At 62.7% G+C, this 18,491-nt stretch carries 21 protein-coding genes; 12 read left to right on the top strand and 9 right to left on the bottom strand.

The features are described 5' to 3' along the window. Positions 1-96: 96 nt before the first annotated feature. A complete protein-coding gene (locus tag FJ977_RS00645) occupies positions 97-345 on the top strand; it encodes a ParB N-terminal domain-containing protein (RefSeq protein WP_008875526.1) in 249 nt (82 codons plus the stop codon). A gap of 123 nt (positions 346-468) precedes the next feature. Next, positions 469-954, top strand: coding sequence for an SRPBCC family protein (locus tag FJ977_RS00640; RefSeq protein ID WP_140767791.1), 486 nt, complete (start codon positions 469-471; stop codon positions 952-954). A 33-nt stretch (positions 955-987) separates the two neighbouring features. On the opposite strand, the gene FJ977_RS00635 is transcribed toward FJ977_RS00640, so the two are convergent. Further along, positions 988-2,016, bottom strand: coding sequence for a 2OG-Fe(II) oxygenase family protein (locus FJ977_RS00635; RefSeq protein WP_140767790.1), 1,029 nt, complete (start codon positions 2,014-2,016; stop codon positions 988-990). 111 nt (positions 2,017-2,127) lie between these two features. Between FJ977_RS00635 and FJ977_RS00630 the strand changes: the two genes are divergently transcribed. Beyond that, on the top strand, positions 2,128-2,523 hold the full coding sequence (locus FJ977_RS00630; RefSeq protein WP_140767789.1) for a GFA family protein: 396 nt from the start codon (positions 2,128-2,130) through the stop codon (positions 2,521-2,523). 151 nt (positions 2,524-2,674) lie between these two features. Then, positions 2,675-2,887 (top strand): hypothetical protein, encoded by a 213-nt coding sequence (locus tag FJ977_RS00625; RefSeq protein WP_140767788.1) that lies wholly within the window; start codon positions 2,675-2,677, stop codon positions 2,885-2,887. A gap of 5 nt (positions 2,888-2,892) precedes the next feature. Here the strand turns inward: FJ977_RS00625 and FJ977_RS00620 are convergent, their stop codons facing one another. Next, a complete protein-coding gene (locus FJ977_RS00620; protein ID WP_140767787.1) occupies positions 2,893-3,798 on the bottom strand; it encodes a hypothetical protein in 906 nt (301 codons plus the stop codon). A gap of 169 nt (positions 3,799-3,967) precedes the next feature. On the opposite strand from FJ977_RS00620, the gene FJ977_RS00615 reads away from it, so the two are divergent. The 3 genes from FJ977_RS00615 (at position 3,968) to FJ977_RS00605 (ending at position 6,515) form a co-directional block, all read left to right on the top strand. After that, a complete protein-coding gene (locus FJ977_RS00615; protein WP_140767786.1) occupies positions 3,968-4,840 on the top strand; it encodes an undecaprenyl-diphosphate phosphatase in 873 nt (290 codons plus the stop codon). A gap of 135 nt (positions 4,841-4,975) precedes the next feature. Then, the gene (locus tag FJ977_RS00610) at positions 4,976-5,602 is read left to right on the top strand and encodes a transglutaminase-like cysteine peptidase (RefSeq protein WP_140767785.1); all 627 of its coding nucleotides are present in this window, start codon (positions 4,976-4,978) and stop codon (positions 5,600-5,602) included. A 121-nt stretch (positions 5,603-5,723) separates the two neighbouring features. Continuing rightward, on the top strand, positions 5,724-6,515 hold the full coding sequence (locus FJ977_RS00605) for a phosphodiester glycosidase family protein (RefSeq protein ID WP_140767784.1): 792 nt from the start codon (positions 5,724-5,726) through the stop codon (positions 6,513-6,515). Here the strand turns inward: FJ977_RS00605 and FJ977_RS00600 are convergent. Together FJ977_RS00600 and FJ977_RS00595 are read right to left on the bottom strand one after the other, a co-directional pair. Next, on the bottom strand, positions 6,512-7,141 hold the full coding sequence (locus FJ977_RS00600) for a DedA family protein (protein ID WP_140767783.1): 630 nt from the start codon (positions 7,139-7,141) through the stop codon (positions 6,512-6,514). The two genes, FJ977_RS00605 and FJ977_RS00600, sit on opposite strands and share 4 nt — an antisense overlap. 25 nt (positions 7,142-7,166) lie before the next feature. After that, positions 7,167-8,150 (bottom strand): DUF1402 family protein, encoded by a 984-nt coding sequence (locus FJ977_RS00595; RefSeq protein ID WP_140767782.1) that lies wholly within the window; start codon positions 8,148-8,150, stop codon positions 7,167-7,169. Between the two features lie 236 nt (positions 8,151-8,386). Between FJ977_RS00595 and FJ977_RS00590 the strand changes: the two genes are divergently transcribed. Continuing rightward, positions 8,387-9,460, top strand: coding sequence for a GH25 family lysozyme (locus FJ977_RS00590; RefSeq protein ID WP_140767781.1), 1,074 nt, complete (start codon positions 8,387-8,389; stop codon positions 9,458-9,460). Between the two features lie 32 nt (positions 9,461-9,492). On the opposite strand, the gene FJ977_RS00585 is transcribed toward FJ977_RS00590, so the two are convergent. Then, positions 9,493-9,681, bottom strand: a complete 189-nt coding sequence (locus tag FJ977_RS00585) for a hypothetical protein (RefSeq protein ID WP_140767780.1) — start codon at positions 9,679-9,681, stop codon at positions 9,493-9,495. Between the two features lie 297 nt (positions 9,682-9,978). Between FJ977_RS00585 and FJ977_RS00580 the strand changes: the two genes are divergently transcribed. Further along, positions 9,979-10,587, top strand: coding sequence for a class I SAM-dependent methyltransferase (locus FJ977_RS00580; protein WP_140767779.1), 609 nt, complete (start codon positions 9,979-9,981; stop codon positions 10,585-10,587). A 13-nt stretch (positions 10,588-10,600) separates the two neighbouring features. Here the strand turns inward: FJ977_RS00580 and FJ977_RS00575 are convergent, their stop codons facing one another. Next, a complete protein-coding gene (locus FJ977_RS00575; protein ID WP_140767778.1) occupies positions 10,601-10,972 on the bottom strand; it encodes a VOC family protein in 372 nt (123 codons plus the stop codon). 124 nt (positions 10,973-11,096) lie between these two features. On the opposite strand from FJ977_RS00575, the gene FJ977_RS00570 reads away from it, so the two are divergent. After that, complete coding sequence (locus FJ977_RS00570; protein WP_181179444.1) at positions 11,097-12,068, top strand: DUF3592 domain-containing protein; 972 nt, start codon at positions 11,097-11,099, stop codon at positions 12,066-12,068. A gap of 12 nt (positions 12,069-12,080) precedes the next feature. On the opposite strand, the gene FJ977_RS00565 is transcribed toward FJ977_RS00570, so the two are convergent. After that, on the bottom strand, positions 12,081-12,440 hold the full coding sequence (locus FJ977_RS00565) for a hypothetical protein (protein ID WP_140769637.1): 360 nt from the start codon (positions 12,438-12,440) through the stop codon (positions 12,081-12,083). Between the two features lie 182 nt (positions 12,441-12,622). Here FJ977_RS00565 and FJ977_RS00560 point away from each other — a divergent pair, with 182 nt between their 5' ends. Next, a complete protein-coding gene (locus FJ977_RS00560; protein ID WP_140767777.1) occupies positions 12,623-13,144 on the top strand; it encodes a hypothetical protein in 522 nt (173 codons plus the stop codon). Continuing rightward, positions 13,137-13,763, top strand: a complete 627-nt coding sequence (locus FJ977_RS00555) for a hypothetical protein (protein WP_140767776.1) — start codon at positions 13,137-13,139, stop codon at positions 13,761-13,763. The genes FJ977_RS00560 and FJ977_RS00555 overlap by 8 nt, the downstream gene beginning before the upstream one ends. 72 nt (positions 13,764-13,835) lie before the next feature. On the opposite strand, the gene FJ977_RS00550 is transcribed toward FJ977_RS00555, so the two are convergent. After that, positions 13,836-14,288, bottom strand: a complete 453-nt coding sequence (locus tag FJ977_RS00550; RefSeq protein ID WP_140767775.1) for a pyridoxamine 5'-phosphate oxidase family protein — start codon at positions 14,286-14,288, stop codon at positions 13,836-13,838. 201 nt (positions 14,289-14,489) lie between these two features. Continuing rightward, complete coding sequence (locus tag FJ977_RS00545; protein ID WP_140767774.1) at positions 14,490-18,278, bottom strand: vitamin B12-dependent ribonucleotide reductase; 3,789 nt, start codon at positions 18,276-18,278, stop codon at positions 14,490-14,492. Between the last annotated feature and the right edge of the window lie 213 nt (positions 18,279-18,491).

Genomic DNA, 18,491 nt, shown 5'->3' with positions numbered 1-18,491 from the left:
TGGCCTTGGGACCGACATTCGTTAGCCGTGCCCTTGGCCCTCCGAACCAAACCGACTATCTCAGGGGACGGCGGCGTTTCCGCCACGGGGACAGGCATGCTCAGAGTGCAAAAGGTCAAGGTCGACGACATCTACGTGCCGACCGCGCGCAAGAAGACATTACACCCCGAGACCGTCCGCCATCTCGCCGAGGACATATTGGAGAACGGCATGAAGACGCCGATCCAGGTCCGCCACGACGGCAAGCGCCATATCCTTGTTGAAGGCCTGCACCGGCTGGAAGCGGCCAAGTGGCTCGGCGAGACCGAGATCGACGCCTATCTGGTGCAAGCCAAGCGCCACTGATGCGCGCCTGGTTCGCCGTTCTCCCGGCACGCAATCTCCGATCTTTTTTCGCCGGCCATGTCGGGTTGCGGTCTGTCGGCTCGTCCTTGGGGCGGAAGTCAGATCAAACCCGAGGAGACCACCGTGACCACCAAGCTCGACATCGCCCCCGCCAACGACCGCGAACTGGTTGTCGCCCGCATCATCGATGCGCCGCGCGAGAACGTCTATCGTTGCTGGACCGACCCGAAACTGGTGACGCAGTGGTTCGCCCCGAAACCTTGGACGACGCCGCGCGCCGAGATGGATGTCCGCACTGGCGGATCGAGCCTTGTCGTCATGGCCGGTCCGGACGGCAATGAATTCCCGAACCCCGGGGTCTTCCTGGAAGTCATCCCGGGCAAGAAGATCGTCTTTACCGATGCCTATACAAAGGCTTGGCAGCCATCCGAAAAGCCGTTCATGACCGGCGTGCTGACCTTCGAGGACGAAGGCGAGGGCCGGACCCGCTACATAGCGCGCGTCCAGCACTGGAGTGTCGCAGACCGCGAACAGCACGAGCAGATGGGTTTTCACGCAGGCTGGGGCCAGTGCACCGACCAGCTCGAAGATATTGCCAAGACGCTTTGAAATCGGACCGCCTTGACGACTGCCGCGCCCGGCTCAGGAAGCCTTGGCGCGGCGCGGCTGTCTGAGATTCTTGATGCCGCTCATCTCGACGAAATTCGTCGCCGACTCCCAGAGATAGTCGCCATAAAGAAATGGCTCGAAGGGCTCGGCGCCGCTTAGTGGCAAGGGGGCGATCTCGGCGTTGACACCCGGTTCATAGAAAAACGGGATCGAAAACCGAGTTGTCTTCGGCGCGATCACCCGATGCCGCGTCGCCCGCACGCGACCGCCGGTCCAGCGTTCCAGCAACTGGCCGAAATTGACCGCCAGCGTGCCATTGGCCGGCGGCACGTCGATCCATTCGCCGGTGCGGTTCTTTGCCTGCAAGCCTTCGACGCCATCCTGGGCCAGCAAGGTGACGAAACCGGAATCGGCATGTTCGCGGCCGATGATGGTGCGTAACTCCCCCTTGTGGACCACCGAGAACTCCGGGCCGCTGGTGTCGATGCCGGCAGTGGCGTCGCGCAAGGGATAGCGGATCAGGCGCAACGTCGAGATGCCGTGCTCGAAATACGGATCGAAGATCGTTTCCGGCAGACCAAGCCCGCGCGCTATCGACCGCATCAGCGCGTTGCCGACCGTCTCCATCGCGCGATAATAATCCGCAGCGGCCGCGCGCCAGCCGGGCACGGTGCCCTCGGCCGGCAAGGGTGTCGGCTCGCACAGCGGATCGTCGGCAGCCGAGACGCGCGCCGGATCGGCAATATCCGGTCCCATGTCGATGCCTTCCTTGTAGGATACGGCTGCAGGCTGGAGTGGGAACCAGCCGCGATAAAAGTTCTTCCTGGTGCTGTCGAAATTCCAGCGCAGCAATTTCTGCTTCTCGCTGTCGGGAAGGGCGAAGATGCGCAGCAATTGCGCTCTTCTGTCCGGTGTCAGCCAAGCGTCGCCGGGAAAATCCCGGACCGCCATGAAGCCTATTCCAGAGGCCGCGGCCATGATGTGGCCGTCGGCGCGGTCACGGGCGGGCGAGGGTGGCCCGAACAGATCCGCAATGCCGATGGTGTCGATATCTTGGGTCATGATGAGCCTCGCATCACGGTTATCGATGGCATCGTATCAAAGCATTTCAATTGACCCTATCGGCCGGACGACTAACCTTGACGCCTATTCTCTCCATTTTGGATCAAGGCCATGACAAGGTATGAAGGCGGGTGCCTGTGCGGAGCGGTGCGTTACAGCACCGAGGCGGCTCCCATCAACGAGCGCATCTGCCATTGCCGGCTTTGCCAGAAGGCGATTGGCGCCGCCTTCAACGCGCGCGTACTGTTTCGCATCGATGATGTGACGATCGAGGGACCACTGGCAACAGTCAACACCTCGCCAGATCTCAAGCGCGGTTTTTGCCCGGGCTGCGGCACGACGATGTTTTCGCGGCGCGACTCGGCCGGCATCATCGGCGTCACCACGGGCTCGCTCGACGACCCTTCGCTGTTCCGGCCGCAGATGCATATTTTCACCGCCTCGAAGCAGCCTTGGGTACTGCTCGACGACGACCTGCCGCAACATGAGGGCGCTCCGCCGGCCTAGCTCTTTCGTTCCGCCTTCAAGAGCGGAAGCAGGCCCGACCATGACAAAAAATTAATCCAAATCGACACGCGATAGCCGGCAAAGCGTCATTGGCGAGCCATCTTTGTCGTCCTATCTATGCTGCGCGGGCCGGCATTCGAGGAGACGACGGATGAACGACAGCATCAGCACCCTGGACGAGCTTTTGAGCGATCCGATGGTCCTGCTTGTGATGGAGCGCGACCGTGTCCGCCCCGAACAGGTACGCATGCTGCTCGAACGGGCCCGCAGCCGGGCGGTTGATGACGCACCCGCGGACCAGCCGGTCGTTCCACCGGCGCATATGGTGGTCAAGAGCTGTTTCCAGCAATGGCTGCGCAATTAGCGCGGTCAGTTCGAGCTAGCTGGCAAATAGCTGTAATGGCTGCGGAAATAGGCGATCCTGAAGCCGACGCGGGCATAGTTGCGATAGGCCGGTCCGTCGCGCTCCTCGTGCGGCGCCTCGATGTCGGCGACAAACAATTTCGCGCCAGCCGCAATGCCGTCGCGCACCAGCGCTTCTCCAAGCACGGCGTCCAGGTCGAAGCTCGGCGTCATTATACCGGGCACCGGCGCGTCGATGCCGCTCCAGGCAGCACCGTCGGCGCCGATGAACAGCGAACGCACCGCCGCCACCGCGCCATCTCGCTTCGCCATGTAGTGATGCCAGCCCGGCCGGCCGACCAGAGCCAGCAGCCAGGGCGAGGTGGGCAGCCGATAGCTTCTGTCGATGAAAGCGGCCCAGTCGCTTGCCGTTGCCGTCGTTACGCGTTCGATCGAAACGCCGTCAGCCGAGAAGAGCGGCTCGGATGGCAGGGGTTCCGCCCCGCGATAAATCCGCTCCCAGCCGCCCTGGCGCTGCAGGCCGCGCGCCTCGAGCCAGCATCTGAGGCGTGATGGTTCACTGTGCGGATTGACATGGAACCAGGGCCGCGAAATGCCGGCGGCGCGGTAGTGCGCCAGCAGCGCGTCGAGCTGGCTTTCGGTGGCCGCGCTGTCAACGCCAAAATTCTTCACGCAGTTGAAATGGATAAACGGGATCGTCGTGCAGGTGGTCCAGGCAAGGTCGCCCTGTCTCGCTAGCGAAAGTTCTTGCCGCGCGGCGAAATCGGCCGGCGCGGCGGCGTAGAGGTCGAGCCAGGCCTGCACTTCGGCACGCTCGAGAATACGGCTGAGGTCGCGCGAGACATCCTCGATCGCGATGACCGGCGGATGGGGTTCGGGTGGGAGTTGCAATTCTGACAGGGCGGTCTGCATGCTCTCCTCCATCGCCAGACTTACAGTGTAAGATTAGTGAATAATAATATTCAGGCGCGGCTTGTCAACCGGAAAGACGCCTTACAAATCGGTAAATTGGCTTTCGGGCGTCGCGAGTCTATTGCGAGGCGGGGATTGCCCTTACGATTATCCAACGGAAAGGCTCGACATGGCTGACATCTGCACCCAGGGCGTTGACACCGGCTTCGTCGGCCTGGGATTTGCCAAGGTCGCCTTCCTCGGCCTGGTGCAGGGCATCACCGAATTGCTGCCGATTTCGTCGACCGCCCATATGCGCATCGTGCCGGCGGTGCTCGGCTGGCAGGATCCGGGTTCCGCCTTCTCCGCCGCCATGCAGCTTGCCGCTCTTGCCGCCGTGATCAGCTATTTCTGGGGCGATGTCAGGGACCTTCTGTTCGGCTCGCTCGACGCGCTCACGCGGCGCGATTTCGCCGACCGGAATTTCAGGCTGGCTTCCTGGATCGTGCTGGCGACGATCCCGATCATCATCGCGGGCGTCGCGCTGTCGGGCATTCTCAACGCCTGCAATTCTCCGCTGCGCAGCCTGAGCGTGATCGGCTGGTCCTGCATCGCCATGGCGATCCTTTTGGCGCTTGCCGAGATTTTCGCCCGCCACAAGCGCACCATCGGCGAAGCGTCGCTCACCGATGCGCTGCTTGTCGGCGTCGCCCAGGTCGGCGCACTGATCCCCGGCGTCTCGCGCTCGGGCTCGACCTTGACCGCGGCGCTCGGGCTCGGTTTCAAGCGGGCCGAGGCGGCGCGTTTTTCGTTCCTGCTCGGCCTGCCGGCGATCGCGCTTGCCGGCCTCAAGGAGTTGTGGGAACTGCACAAGGTTCACCTCGACGCCCATGGCTGGTCGGTTCTTGCGACCGGACTGGTCGTCGCCTCGATTTCCGCCTTCTTCGCCATATGGGGTCTGATGCGCGTGCTGGAGCGCTTCTCCGCCTGGCCCTTCGTCATCTATCGCGGCCTGCTCGGCGTCGTCCTGCTGCTGAGCGTGGCGATGGGATGGCTGGCTTAGCCAGGCACGGTGTTGCGCGCGGGCAACCACCTGGATGCATGCATCGATCCGCAAAGATGTGATCGGCCAGGTTCATTGACTTCGGAATATAACAGCCCTTAACGTTCTGTTAACAAAACAGATGGGTGGGGCAGCATGGCATCCTCGATGGGTTGGCGCCGCAAGGCGAAGGGGCTGGGGCTGGCGTTTGCCCTGACCGTTTTCTGTGCGGCGACGGGTTCGGCCTATGCCGCGCCTGCTTCCATGGTTGTCGGCGGATCGACTTCGCAGCCGATTGGCCACTATGATTTTTGCAAGATCCATCTCGACGAATGCTCGATCCGCTCGCCTAACAGCGTGCCGGAACATATGACCAGCAAGCTGCTGCACGATATCTCGGCCGTCAATTTCTCTGTCAACACGCGCGTCAAACCGATGAGCGACATGGACAATTACGGCAAGGACGAGTGGTGGGCCTATCCGGACAACGGCTTCGGCGACTGCGAGGACTACGCGCTGGAAAAGCGGCGCGAGCTCAACGGCATGGGCATTGCCATAGCCAATCTTTTGATGACGGTGGTTCGCAAGCCGGATGGCGAAGGCCACGCCGTGCTGACGGTGCGCACCGACAAGGGCGACTTCATCCTCGACAATCTGACCGACAAGGTCCGCCTCTGGAACCAGACGAGCTATCGCTACCTGAAGCGGCAGGCGAGCGACAACACAGGGCACTGGGTCTCCATTCTTGGCGGCGACGAAGAGCTGGTCAGCGCCGTCAAATAGTCTGGTCGGCTCCGCCGCGCCCGGGCATGAACCTCGGCCCGATCCTTTCGTGCCGGTCTTCCATGGTGCCAGCAAGTGGTGATAACCACGAAAGCTGATTGAAGCTGGCATCCGCAGGCGCATGGACTTTCTGACACTTCTCAATTCGGCGCCCCTACTTCTGGGGCTGGTCAAGGCGGCGCTGCCGCAGGCAGTCGCCACGACGATGACATTCAGCCAATGGTTCGTGTCGCTGCCACCGTGCCGCGACCTTACCTTCGAGGCGACCAGCTACCTCATTTGCGAGGTCGATCCGAAGCTGTATTCGATCGAACTGTTCTGGAAGGATCCGGCTGGCAAGCCTTTCCAATCGCTGCACAATCTCGACAACGCCCAGCGCGCGGCCGGCCGCACCATGCTGTTTGCCATCAACGCCGGCATGTACCACCCAGACCTCAGGCCGGTGGGCCTCTATGTCGAGCGTGGCCAGGAAATGGCTGGTGTGAAGACAGGATCGGGAAGCGGCAATTTCTCGCTGCAGCCGAATGGCATCTTCTACATCAGCGGCGGCAAGGCCGCGGTCCGGGCGACGTGGGATTTCGTCAGCAAGCGGCCGTCCACCGACTATGCGACGCAATCGGGACCGATGCTGGTGATCGACGGCCAGTTGCATCCGAAGTTCCAGTCCGACGGCACCTCGCGCAAGACCCGCGATGGCGTCGGGGTGCGCAAGGATGGTGTCGCGGTCTTTGCCATTTCGAACGGCACGGTGAATTTCCATGCATTCGCCCGCCTGTTTCGCGATGCGCTCGGCTGCGACAATGCGCTGTTTCTCGACGGCACGATTTCGAGCCTGTTCGCGCCTGCCATCGGACGCAACGACGACTACTGGAATCTGGGGCCGATGATCGGCGTGTTCAGGAAGCGTGGCTAGGCTCGGGCGGATCGCCTGCTTCGGAGCTTGAGGGCAATCACGGCCATGATGATCAAGACAACCACGCCGATCGCCGCCAACCCGAAAAGGCTGGTCGCATCGAGCTCGGGGATGTTGCCGGCGCCCTTGGCCACCAGCCATCCCGGCGACAGCACGACCGGAGCCCAGATGATCGCCGACAGGATGTTGGCGATCTGGAAGCGGCGCCGGTGCATGCCCATCATGCCCGCGACCAGCGGCACTGTGGCGCGGACCGGGCCGAAGAAGCGGCCGATGAAAACCGCCGCAAAACCATAACGATGGAAGAACAGCCGCGCCCTGGCGACCTCGCGGCGATAGCGGTTGAGGGGCCATTTATGGACGACGCCGCGCCCCAGCCATCTGCCGAGGAAATAGGAGATGGTATCGCCGAGCGCCGCCCCGATCATCGCCGCCAGGAGGACGGGCAAAGGCTGGACGATACCGGCCCCGACCAGGCCGCCGACGATGATGAGCACCGTGGTGCCGGGCAACAGGATGCCGACCAGGACCAGCGACTCGCCAAAAGCCAGCAGCCCGACCACGAGACCGGCCCACGCCTGATGGTTCTCGATGAAACAAACGCTCTGGTCGATGAACGACTGCACGCAAGCTCCTGTTTAAAATTGTTTGTCAGCTGCCGCTGCCGAGCAGGCTCCTTAGTTCGTCGAGCTTGTCGTTGACGAGCCAGCCGTAATAATTCTCGACCGGCAGCTTGCGGCCCTTGCCGCTGGTGAGCGCCGCGCGCAGATCCGCCGCCCGCTGCCGGGGCTGGCCGACATTATAGAGCGTGGCCGTGATGCCTGGATTGCCTGATATGTCGAAGCCCTGTTCCTTGTAGGCGTCAATGGCGTCGCGCACGATCGCGGCGATGTAGACGATGCTGCGGTCGGGATCCATTACATCGCGATAGATGGCCTGCGGATGATCCGGTGTGAGCTTGTCGTAGCCACTGACCTTGTTGACCAAGTCGGTGACCTCGAGTGCGGTCAGCGGGCTGATCTGGCCGAGGCCGAATGTCTGGCCGGCGAAGAAGGGCTGGAAGAACGCCTGCTGGAAGGTCATCGCGTCATAGGTGACGCCGTCGACCGTCTTGCCGCGGAAATGGTCGACCCAGACCCTGTCGCGGCAGCTCCACAGGGCGGCACTGTCCCGGGCCTCGGCGCAGGCCGCGAACTCCGGCCGCTGGACAAAGCTCTGCACCGGCACGCCCTTGTAGCGGAAGGAGAAATCGAGACCGGAATAGGACAGCGCTTTCACATAGTAGGTCTGGACCGAGCCGACGGCGGTCACATTGTAGGTGTGTTCGCCGACCAGCGCGCCGACGATATGGATGGGGTCGATATCGTAAGCCGCGGCCGCCTGCTTGATATGCGCCACCAGTTTCTTCTCGCGCTTCAGGAGCGCGACGATCTTCTCGTATTTTTCCGCGTAGGTGGTCTTGAAGGCGCGGGTTCGCGTCGCTGATGCATCCGGGATCGGCGGTTGCGTCTCGGAGCGATTGCCGGCGGGAACGACGACCAGCCCGCTGGCATGCGCTGTCCCGGCTAAGGGCACGCCGCCGCAGGAAAGGGCCGCGAGCAGGAGGATCGGGAGAAGCCGCTGCAACGCAATCATCAGGCGCCTTTTTCAAAATCGCGGGTAATGCCGGCGCGAGACGCCGCCTCCCGTCTCAACAGCCACATCATGGCGCTGTCAAGGCTTGGCCGGCCTTCGCTCGCGAATGTCTGAAATGGGTCACACTCATGGTAAAAATCTGATTCAAACTTTATTGGTAATTTCTCGTTCATAACTAGCGCTGGTTGTCCGTGGGCCGTTGCCTTCGGTCTGTTGTGTTTTGAGTACAGGTCCAGATGCGGTTACCAGGCGTCATCAGTTTCGTGATCGCATCCCTGTGCCTTGCCGGCTGTTCGTCGACATCGGGCATGGACGCGCTCGACATGCAGAAGCCGTCGAATGAAACCACCAGTTCGGTGGTGCGGCCAAGCGCACCGATCGCATCCGTTCCCGCAACCAAGGCCGGTAAAGCGCGCAAGCTGGCCGAGGCGGCGCCGGCGCAAGACATTGATCGGCCCTTCGGCCTGGCGGAAGAAGAGACGGTGGCGTTTCCGGCGCCCGAATTGCCGGACAATGTCGATCCGCCCATTGAGCCTGCGGCTCTGGTCTCGCCGCCAAGGCTTTTGTCGCGGGCAGCACCGCCGATGCTGGCAGGGCCGGTCACGCGCTACGGTTTTCGCGATGCCAAGCCGATCAATTTCGGCCGCTCCTCGCCTCGCCACCTTGCCGTGCACGGGGTCGACGTCTCGCGCTGGCAGGGCGACGTGAACTGGGAAAAGCTGCGCGCCCAGGGCGCCAACTTCGCCTACATCAAGGCGACCGATGGTGGCGACCATCTCGATCCGATGTTCATGAAGAACTGGCGCAATGCCGACGCCGCCGGGCTGAAGCGCGGCGCCTATCATTTCTTCTACTGGTGCCGCGTTGCCAGCGAGCAGGCCGATTGGTTCATCCGCAACGTGCCGAAGGTCGACGGTGCCTTGCCGCCGGTCATCGACGTCGAGTGGAATGGCGATTCCTCCTGCAAGCGGCGTCCGTCGCGCGAAAAGGTGCTGGAGAAGATGCAGGTGTTCATGGACAAGCTGGAACGTCACTACGGCCAGCGTCCGATCATCTATACCGCGCCGGATTTCTATCGCGACAACCTCCAGGGTGCTTTCCCGGACTACCCCTTCTGGCTGCGCGCCGTGGCGCAGCATCCCTCGAAAGTCTACCCGGGCCGCAAATGGCTGTTCTGGCAATATTCCGGCTCCGGCCTGTCGCATGGCGTGACCGGCCGCATCGACCTCAACGTCTTCCATGGCGACGAACGGCAATGGCGCGCCTGGGCCGGCGGCGGCGGCCGTCAGATGATGGCCGACGCGGACTAGGTTCGCGTCGTCCTTCGCTCTGGTCCTGCCGCCTATTGGAGCTGGCTGCTCCCGGTATTCTTGTCCTCGCTCAGCCGCAGCTTTCTCCTCAATGCCATGATCTCGGCAATCGCGGCATCGATCATGGTGAGAAGTGTCAATGTGTCGTGCTGGCTTGGATCGGCTCTGACATAGGCGAGCTGATTGACGATGTCGGTGTCCTCGTCGGTTTCGTCGCTCATGGCCATCTTCCGGCTGTCCTTATTGTGATTTCTCCATCGGATCGCGTCGGTCGTCAAATTACCCTTCCATCACGTCATCGTGTCGACGGGTATATGCAACGCTGCCGCTTTGCGCTTCGTCGTCCGATGCTGGACCTCTTCACCGTGCCGTCCAGACCCCGCCGGCGCGACCTGCTTGACCAACGTTCGCTGTCGGATCATTTCCTGTGCGATATCGGTGTGCTCGACTGACATGTGCGTTCCGGCACCATTCGCCGAGGAAGCTCTCTGACCGATATGGATGCGAGGGAGGGAAGGATGAGTGTGCCATCCGAGGCTCTGGCGAAGAGCCGTCAAACGATCAGCGCCTATGAGGACTATGCGGAACGCTACGATGCCATCGTGCGGCATGTTCCCAATGAGAGAGAGCAGGCATCGCTGAAGCGCCTTGTGGCGATTGCCGGCACGGCCGGCCGGATTCTGGAAGTCGGGTCGGGAGCCGGCTATGACGCGGACTTTCTGGAGGGCCTGGGCGTCACGGTTCGCCGCACCGACGCGACAAAACGGTTTCTCGAACTGCAGGCCGCGCGCGGCAAGCATGGCGAGCTTCTCGATCTCCTCACCGATGATCTCGGCGGGCCCCATGACGCTGTCCTGGCGCTTGCCGTCCTGATCCATGTACCGCGCGACCAGATTGACCAGGTGCTTGTCAAGATAGCCGGGTCGCTGCGGCCGGGCGGCGCCTTCCTGGTATCGATGCGCAATGGCGATGGCGAGACATCAGGCGAATATCATACGGTCTACTGGCGCAGGGACGACTTCGCGGCCCGTCTCGAAGCCGCCGGGCTGGTCCTTCTCAGGGACGACTTCAACCTGGGCCGCAACGACGAGGAATGGAATACGTTCCTGACGGTGCGGCCGTCGTGAAGGGAAGGGCGCGTCACGCCTCGTTGATCATCGCCTCGATGTTGTAGCCATCGGGATCAAGCACGAAGCAGGCGTAATAATTCTTCGCATAGTCCGGACGCGGGCCGGGCGCGCCATTGTCCTCGGCACCCGCTTCAAGCGCCGCGCGATGGAATGCATCGACCTCCGCCTTGCTCTTGACCCGGAAAGCGACATGCAGATGGGTGAGCGGCGTCTTCTCGCCCGTGCGCTGGATTTCGAACAGGCAGCCATTGCCGACATCGAAGGCCCAGAACACGCCCTCCTTGCCGAAGGACAGGCGATACCCCAACGCCGCGAAACCGCGTTCATAGAAAAGCTTGCTCTTCTCCAGGTCGCCCACTTCGATGGTGATGTGATCGATCATGTTGTGTTTCGCCTGGGATGTTGAACATTTGCTGGGCCGGTCACCTCGGCGCCCCTACGAATAAGCAAGACATTGCCGCCGCCGTGCTGTCTAGTGCCGGTTCCTGCAATCCGGGGGGATCAGGGTGGAGCTGGAACTCAAATTTCTGCTGATCGGATTTGCCTGCGTGGTCGCGGGCAGTCTGTCGCTCATCACCTTCGTGAAATGGCGAGAGGTGCAAGCCCTCAGCCGCTGGCTGCCGACGCCAGGAAAGATCATCTCGTCGCGTGTCGAGGCGCGTGAGGTCAGAAGCTTGGGCGTCGGCTCGGACAGCAGCGACACCACCGAGATGCGCAATTTTCCGGCGATCACCTTCGAATACAAGGTGGGCGGCAGGAAATTTCAAAGCTCGCGCTACAGCGTGAAGGAAAATCTGGGGAATTTCGAAGTCGCCGAGACCCTTGCGCAGTTTCCTCGCGGGGCGGAGGTGACGGTCTTCTACAATCCGGCCGATCCCGGCAAAGCCGTGATCGAGCGCACCATGCCGGATGGCGCCTTCAAGTTCATGGTTCAGCTCTCGGCCGGGTTGGTGATCGGCACGGCGGTGCTGGTGTTTTCCGTCGGCGGCGTGCTGGAGGCGATCCGGCCGCATCTGCCCAAGCCGCAGAACCTCGGCGCCGCGGCACTGCTGCTGTTCATGGGGCTGTTCGCCCTGCGCATGGGTTTCGCCCAGAAGTCGTTGGCCGAACAGGCGGCAAAATGGCCGGTCGCCGCCGGCCGCATTGAGTCCTCAGGTCTGCAGGCGCTGCGAAACTATAGCGGCTATCGACGTTGGCGCACCGTCTTCAAATCCCGCATCGTCTACAGCTATGGCGTCGCCGGCCAGCGCTACAGCGCCGACCGCGTGACGTTCGGCGCCACCGTGACGGCTTCGCTGCCCGGCCTCGTCAGCGGCCAGGCCCGGAGCTATGCCGAGGGCAGCAAGGTCGACGTGCGCTACGACCCCGCCAACCCCGCCTCGGCCGTGCTCGAATGCCGGGTGCGCGGGCTCTGGCTGTTATGGGTCTGTTCGGCAGGCTTCCTTGGTGGCGCGGCCCTGCTCGTCGGGTTGGCCTGAGTGTCGGCGCTTTCAGCAGCGGACCAGAGGGCCGCTGTCGAATCCCCGCCAGGTGAACCGCACCGTCGCGCCATGTTTCTTGATATGGATGATGCGGGAAAATGGCTCGTCGAGCGACGGATCCGCGCCATAGCACTGGCTGGCGCGGACCACCCAGCCGGTGGCGGTTTTGCGGAAGGTCGCGTGCTCGCAGCCGAGGTCGGGAAACGACAGGGCCGACTGATCCACGGTGTAGACCGTCTTGCGTTGGGCATCCGCGGCAGCATGGCAGTTCAACCTGTCCGTCGACCACGTCCCGACATAGGGCGTCGCCGCCAGCGATGGGATCGCCGCAGACGCGGATATCGCCATCGTCACCACAAACCGCTGCATCACCGGGCTTTCTCCTTCGCCATTTCTCGCGACCATACAGACTGTCGGGATCGGTACCCGGATAAGTTTTCGTTCGGGAGCGGTCGAGGGCGCTCGTTCCGGATTTCGCTTATGGTTTTGCACGGATGATGCGACTGTGCAGCCCGGCAGCCTTGCTTCACAACGCTTTTCCCGAGATGTCGATGATCATTTACAGACTGGCCTTTGTTGTCCTGGGTTTGCTCGGCTCCTTGCAGATGGCGAGCGCCGGGGAATGCCTGCTGAGCCACGCCACCTACCGCGAGCAGCGCTCGGGCGCCGTTCTGCAATTCCGGCCGCTGGACAATGAGCCGGCGGCACTGACGGCGCAGGTGTTTTCGCTGAGCGTGCCCAACACCGACAAAAGCCTGCCGGCCGACATCACCTGGACCAATGGCAGGAATTCGTTTCCGCTCGGCACCATCCGCCACACCTGCACCGACGACGACCGCGAAGCGGGCCTGCAGGATGGCAGCGGGCTGTGCAGGATATGGGATGGCCAGGTCTACGCCTTGACCGGCGGCGGCGCCGAGCAGCTGAATTCGCGCGAAGCGACACCGGCGCCGAAAGGGCTGTTGCTGCCCGATTTCGGCGTGGCTTTCACCGAATGGGCCGATTTCGCCGACGCCAATCCGAACGGCTCGGCCTGGGATGCCTTTACCCTGACAGGATGCAGCGATGACTAGCGCCATGAGTTCGATCCTTTGGGCCTGCGCCTTGCTTGCATCCGTGACGATATCCGCCGCGGCACGCGCGGACGAGCCCGCGCCATCGCGCCCGCCGATCGACAAATGCGTCTGGGAAAAGCTGGCCTACAAGACGATCGGCCTTGCCGCCTGGGCGCAGCGCTGCGATTTCGGCTTCCGCCAGATCCATTTCGAATTCGCCGGCAACGCGCTCGCCATCAAATACAGCGATGGCGGCGCGGCCGATCCTCTGGTCGAGGTGTTCGACATCAAATCAGGCGAAACCGCCGAGGCTGCGCTGCTGCGCCTGTTCCTGGAAAAGACCGACAAGGCTGTCAGTTCGCGCTGCGTGTTGGCGGCTTACACGGAAGGCACAATGCCTGCCGGCGTCAAGCGCTACACGTTCAGCCCCGACGCCGCCTATGCGAAGGAACTGAAAGCGCTTGCCAACCCCGACGAGGTTCCAGAGCCGCCCTGCGGCGACTGGGGCGAAATGCCGGACGGCATTCAGTATTTCGAGGTGCCGGCGGGCGAGGGGCGGAAGGTGCTGTTTGTCCGGGTGGGGCAGGACGAGCCGTTGTTTGACGAGCAGACGCTGCGGGTGTTGCCGCCGAATTGAATGGCCTTTCCAGCCAAAGGGGAGGTTGCGAAAACGCCGTCATCATAACCGATCTTGATCGAGAGCAGGCGCTCAAAAGGTCACGAGATCCGTGTGGCCGAAACCCTTCGAGTAGTCGAGCACGGAGATGACGGAAGGCACCACACGGAAGATGCGCACCTGCTCCGGCGTCGGCATCGCGAACGGCATCGAGGCTTGTGGCGGATATTTCATCGGCATCATCCCCAGGACCTTCTCGGCCTCGGCCCTGTCCGTGACCGGCTGTGCCCGTGCCGCCATGGAAAGGCCAGTGATCTCCATCACCTGAGGCGCGTCGTGATCGATGGTCAGCGACAGGCGATCGTCCCGCGCCAGATTCGCCGCCTTCTGGCTGTCGAGCCCGCAAAGAAAATAGAGGGAAAGGCCGTCATTGACGTAGCCCACGGTCGTCGCCTGGGGCCAGCCGTCCGCCCTCAGTGTTGCAACCGTCATGATGCGGTGCTGATCAAGAAGCGTCTGAATCTTGTCTCTGATCTCTGCGTCCATCGCTCGTCTCCAACGTCATTCCTGGCGGTGAAGATAGTGAGGCGTGGATCGCCTGGCCTTGACGCACATCAAACGTATGGAGGAAAGACGCCGCTCTGACCGGCGGACTGAGCCTCGGCTAGCGCCAACTGACCCCAAAAACAAATCGGCCCGATCTTTCAATCGGGCCGATTATGTCGCGTTTTAGCGCTTCAGATTTCCTCAGCTGCACCCGCTCGTGGCGCCACACGTGTCGCACTTCTCGCAGGTCCCGTTCCGCACCATCGTAAAATTCTGGCACTCGGAGCAGGAATTGCCGGTGTAGCCTTGCAGCAGTGACTTGGCTCGGCGGTCGGCGGCGAGTTTCTTCGCTTCGGCCGCTTCATTCGCCGCGACGTCGGTAAACAGCGCCGCCGTGGCATCCGAAGTCTCGGAAGCAGCGCCCGCCGCTTCCTCGAAGGCGATATCCTCGGCCAGTTCCTTGGCCCGCTCCTCATAGTCGCGCTTGTAGGCGATCGCCTCGTCGCTGGCCGGCTTCAAGGCCAGCACGTTGGAGCCGGAGAAGGCGGTCGGCGCCGAGCGGGCAGGGGTTCCGGTCGAGCCGCTGGAAAAGCCCTTCGGCTCGCTGCCGATTGCCCTGGAAACCAGCTTTACCGGCGAACCGCGGGTCAGGCCCTTGGAGACGGCGTCGGTCTTGCCTTCGCTGATGCCCCGGCCAAGCGCGGTGTTGGAGAAGTCCGACTGGTCGACATGGGCGAGGTCGTTGCGGCCGAGATAGGAGATGGCCAATTCGCGGAACACGTAGTCGAGGATCGACGTCGCGCTCTTGATGGCATCGTTGCCGATGACCATGCCGGCCGGCTCGAACTTGGTGAAGGTGAAGGCGTGCACATATTCATCGAGCGGCACGCCGTACTGCAGGCCGAGCGAGATCGCGATGGCGAAGTTGTTGAGAAGGCCACGCAGCGTGGCGCCTTCCTTGTTCATGTCGATGAAGATCTCGCCGAGGCGGCCATCATCATATTCGCCGGTGCGCAGGAAGATGGTGTTGCCGCCGATCTTGGCCTTCTGCGTATAGCCCTTGCGGCGGCCGGGCAGCTTTTCCTGCTCGCGCGAGACGCGCTCGATGATGCGCTCGACGATCCGCTCGGTGATCTGCGCCGCGCGCGCCGCGGCCGGAGCCTGGATCAACTGCTCGACCGCATCGTCCTCGTCCTCCTCGCCATCGGCGAGCAGCGAGGCATTGAGCGGCTGCGACAGCTTGGAGCCGTCGCGGTAGAGCGCGTTGGCCTTCAGCGCCAGCTTCCACGACAGCATGTAGGCGCCCTTGGCGTCCTCCACCGTCGCGTCGTTGGGCATGTTGATGGTCTTGGAGATGGCGCCCGAAATGAAGGGCTGTGCCGCCGCCATCATCTGGATGTGGCTGTTGATCGAAAGCGAGCGCTTGCCGATCTTGCCGCAGGGGCTGGCGCAGTCGAACACGGCGAGGTGCTCGGCCTTGAGGAAGGGCGCGCCTTCCAGCGTCATGGCGCCGCAGACATGGATGTTGGCGGCCTCGATGTCCTTCCTGGAGAAGCCCATCGCCGGCAGCATCTCGAACGAGAAGTCGTTGAGCTGCTCGTCGGTGAACCCAAAAGTCTCCTTCACCCAGTCGGCGCCGAGCGTCCACTGGTTGAAGACGAACTTGATGTCGAAGGCCGACTTCAGCGCCGCGTTGAGCGCCGTGATCTTGTCGTCGGTGAAGCCCTTGGCCTTGAGCGAGCCGGGGTTGATGGCCGGCGCCTGGTTGAGGTTGCCGTGGCCGACCGCGTAGGCCTCGATCTCGCCGATCTGGCTCTCGGAATAGCCCAGCGTGCGCAACGCTTCCGGCACGGCGCGGTTGATGATCTTGAAGTAGCCGCCACCGGCGAGCTTCTTGAACTTCACCAGCGCGAAGTCGGGTTCGATGCCGGTGGTGTCGCAATCCATGACCAGGCCGATCGTACCGGTCGGCGCGATCACGGTTGCCTGCGCATTGCGGTAGCCGTGCTCCTCGCCAAGCTCGATGGCGCGGTCCCAGGCGGCCTTGGCATGCTCGGCAAGCGCCTGCTGCTTGAGGTCGGAAGCGACCAGCGGCACCGGGTTGACGGCGAGCTTCTCATAGCCGTCCTTGTCGCCATAGGCGGCGCGGCGATGGTTGCGCATGACGCGCAGCATGTTCTGGGCGTTGCGGTCATAGTCGGGGAACGCGCCGAGCTCGGAGGCCATTTCCGCCGAGGTGGCGTAGGCGACGCCGGTCATGATGGCGGTGAGCGCGGCGCAGATGGCGCGGCCCTCGTCGGAATCGTAGGGGATGCCCGAGGTCATCAAGAGGCCGCCAATGTTGGCGTAGCCGAGGCCGAGCGTGCGGTAGTCGTAGGAGAGCTTGGCGATCTCCTTCGACGGGAATTGCGCCATCATCACCGAGACTTCGAGCACGATGGTCCACAGCCGCACCGTGTGCTCGTAGGCGGCGATATCGATCGTGCCGTCGGCGTTGCGGTAGGGCAGCAGATTGATCGAGGCGAGGTTGCAGGCCGTGTCGTCGAGGAACATGTATTCCGAGCACGGGTTGGACGCCCGGATCGCACCGGCCGAAGCGCAGGTGTGCCAGTCGTTCATCGTCGTGTTGAAATGCAGGCCCGGATCGGCCGACGCCCAGGCGGCGTAGCCGATCTTTTCCCAGAGATCCCTGGCCTTCAGCGTCTTCAGCACCTTGCCGTCCTTGCGGGCGGTCAGGTGCCAGTCGGCATCGTCCTCGACGGCGCGCAGGAAATTGTCCTTCAGCGACACCGAATTGTTGGAGTTCTGGCCTGAAACCGTCAGATAGGCATCCGAATCCCAGTCGGTGTCGTAGGTCTTGAACGACATCGACTTGTAGCCCTGCTTGGCGAACTGGATCACGCGGTAGATGTAGTTCTCCGGCACGGCCGACTTCTTGGCCGCCTTGATCTCGCGCTTCAGCGCCGTGTTGATGGCCGGATCGAAGCAGTCGTCGTCATGGCCTTCGCAATTGACGCAGGCCTTCATGATCGCTTCGAGGTGCTTCTTGACGATCTTGGAGCCGGTCACCAGCGAGGCGACCTTCTGCTCTTCATTGACCTTCCAGTCGATGAATTCCTCGATATCGGGGTGATCGGCGTCGACGATGACCATTTTCGCCGCACGGCGCGTCGTGCCACCCGACTTGATGGCGCCAGCGGCGCGGTCGCCGATCTTGAGGAAGCTCATCAGGCCGGACGAGCGGCCGCCGCCGGACAGCTTTTCGCCTTCGCCGCGCAACAGCGAGAAGTTCGAACCGGTGCCCGAGCCATATTTGAACAGGCGCGCCTCACGCACCCACAAATCCATGATGCCGCCCTCGTTGACGAGGTCGTCCTGCACGCCCTGGATGAAGCAGGCATGCGGCTGCGGATGCTCGTAGGAGGATTTCGACTTGGTCAGCTTGCCGGTGAAGGGGTCGACATAGAAGTGGCCCTGGCTCGGACCGTCAATGCCGTAGGCCCAGTGCAACCCAGTGTTGAACCATTGCGGCGAATTCGGCGCGACGCGCTGGGTGGCCAGCATATAGGCGAGCTCGTCGCGGAAAGCGCGCGCGTCTTCCTCCGACTTGAAGTAGCCGCCCTTCCAGCCCCAGTAGGTCCAGGTGCCCGCCAGCCGGTCGAAGACCTGGCGGGCGTCGATCTCGGAACCATAGCGCTCGGCTTCCGGCAGCTTGGCAAGTTCGGCCTCGTCGGCCACGGAGCGCCACAGGAAGGAGGGGACATCGTTCTCCTCGACCTTCTTCAGGCGCGCGGGCACGCCGGCCTTGCGGAAATACTTCTGCGCCAGGATGTCGGCGGCAACCTGCGAGAACTGCGCCGGCACATCGATATTGTCCAAGCGGAACACCACCGAGCCATCCGGATTCTTGATCTCGGAAAGAGCCTTGCGGAATTCGATCTCCGCATAAGCTGATTGGCCTGGCTTGGTGAAACGACGCTCGATGCGCATTGGTCCGGTCCTCTTGTCTATATATAGCGCTTTCGTCAGGGGATTTCTGCCCCCCGGGGCGAAAAGCGCAGTCCGCCGTTTGCCGGCATCGCGAACAATGCCGGCATCTCCTCGTCGCAAGCGCCCGCAGCAACAGGCAACCGAGCACCTTCCCAGGCGCCTACCCAAGCTGCAAACCGACCCCGCGGGTCCTCAACTGAAACTTTTGCGATT

Origin of the sequence: Mesorhizobium sp. B2-1-3A (assembly GCF_006442655.1) — a bacterium.
Lineage (GTDB): Bacteria > Pseudomonadota > Alphaproteobacteria > Rhizobiales > Rhizobiaceae > Mesorhizobium.
The sequence above is the reverse complement of the archived record's forward strand: the minus strand, read 5'-3'. Positions and strand labels throughout refer to the sequence as shown.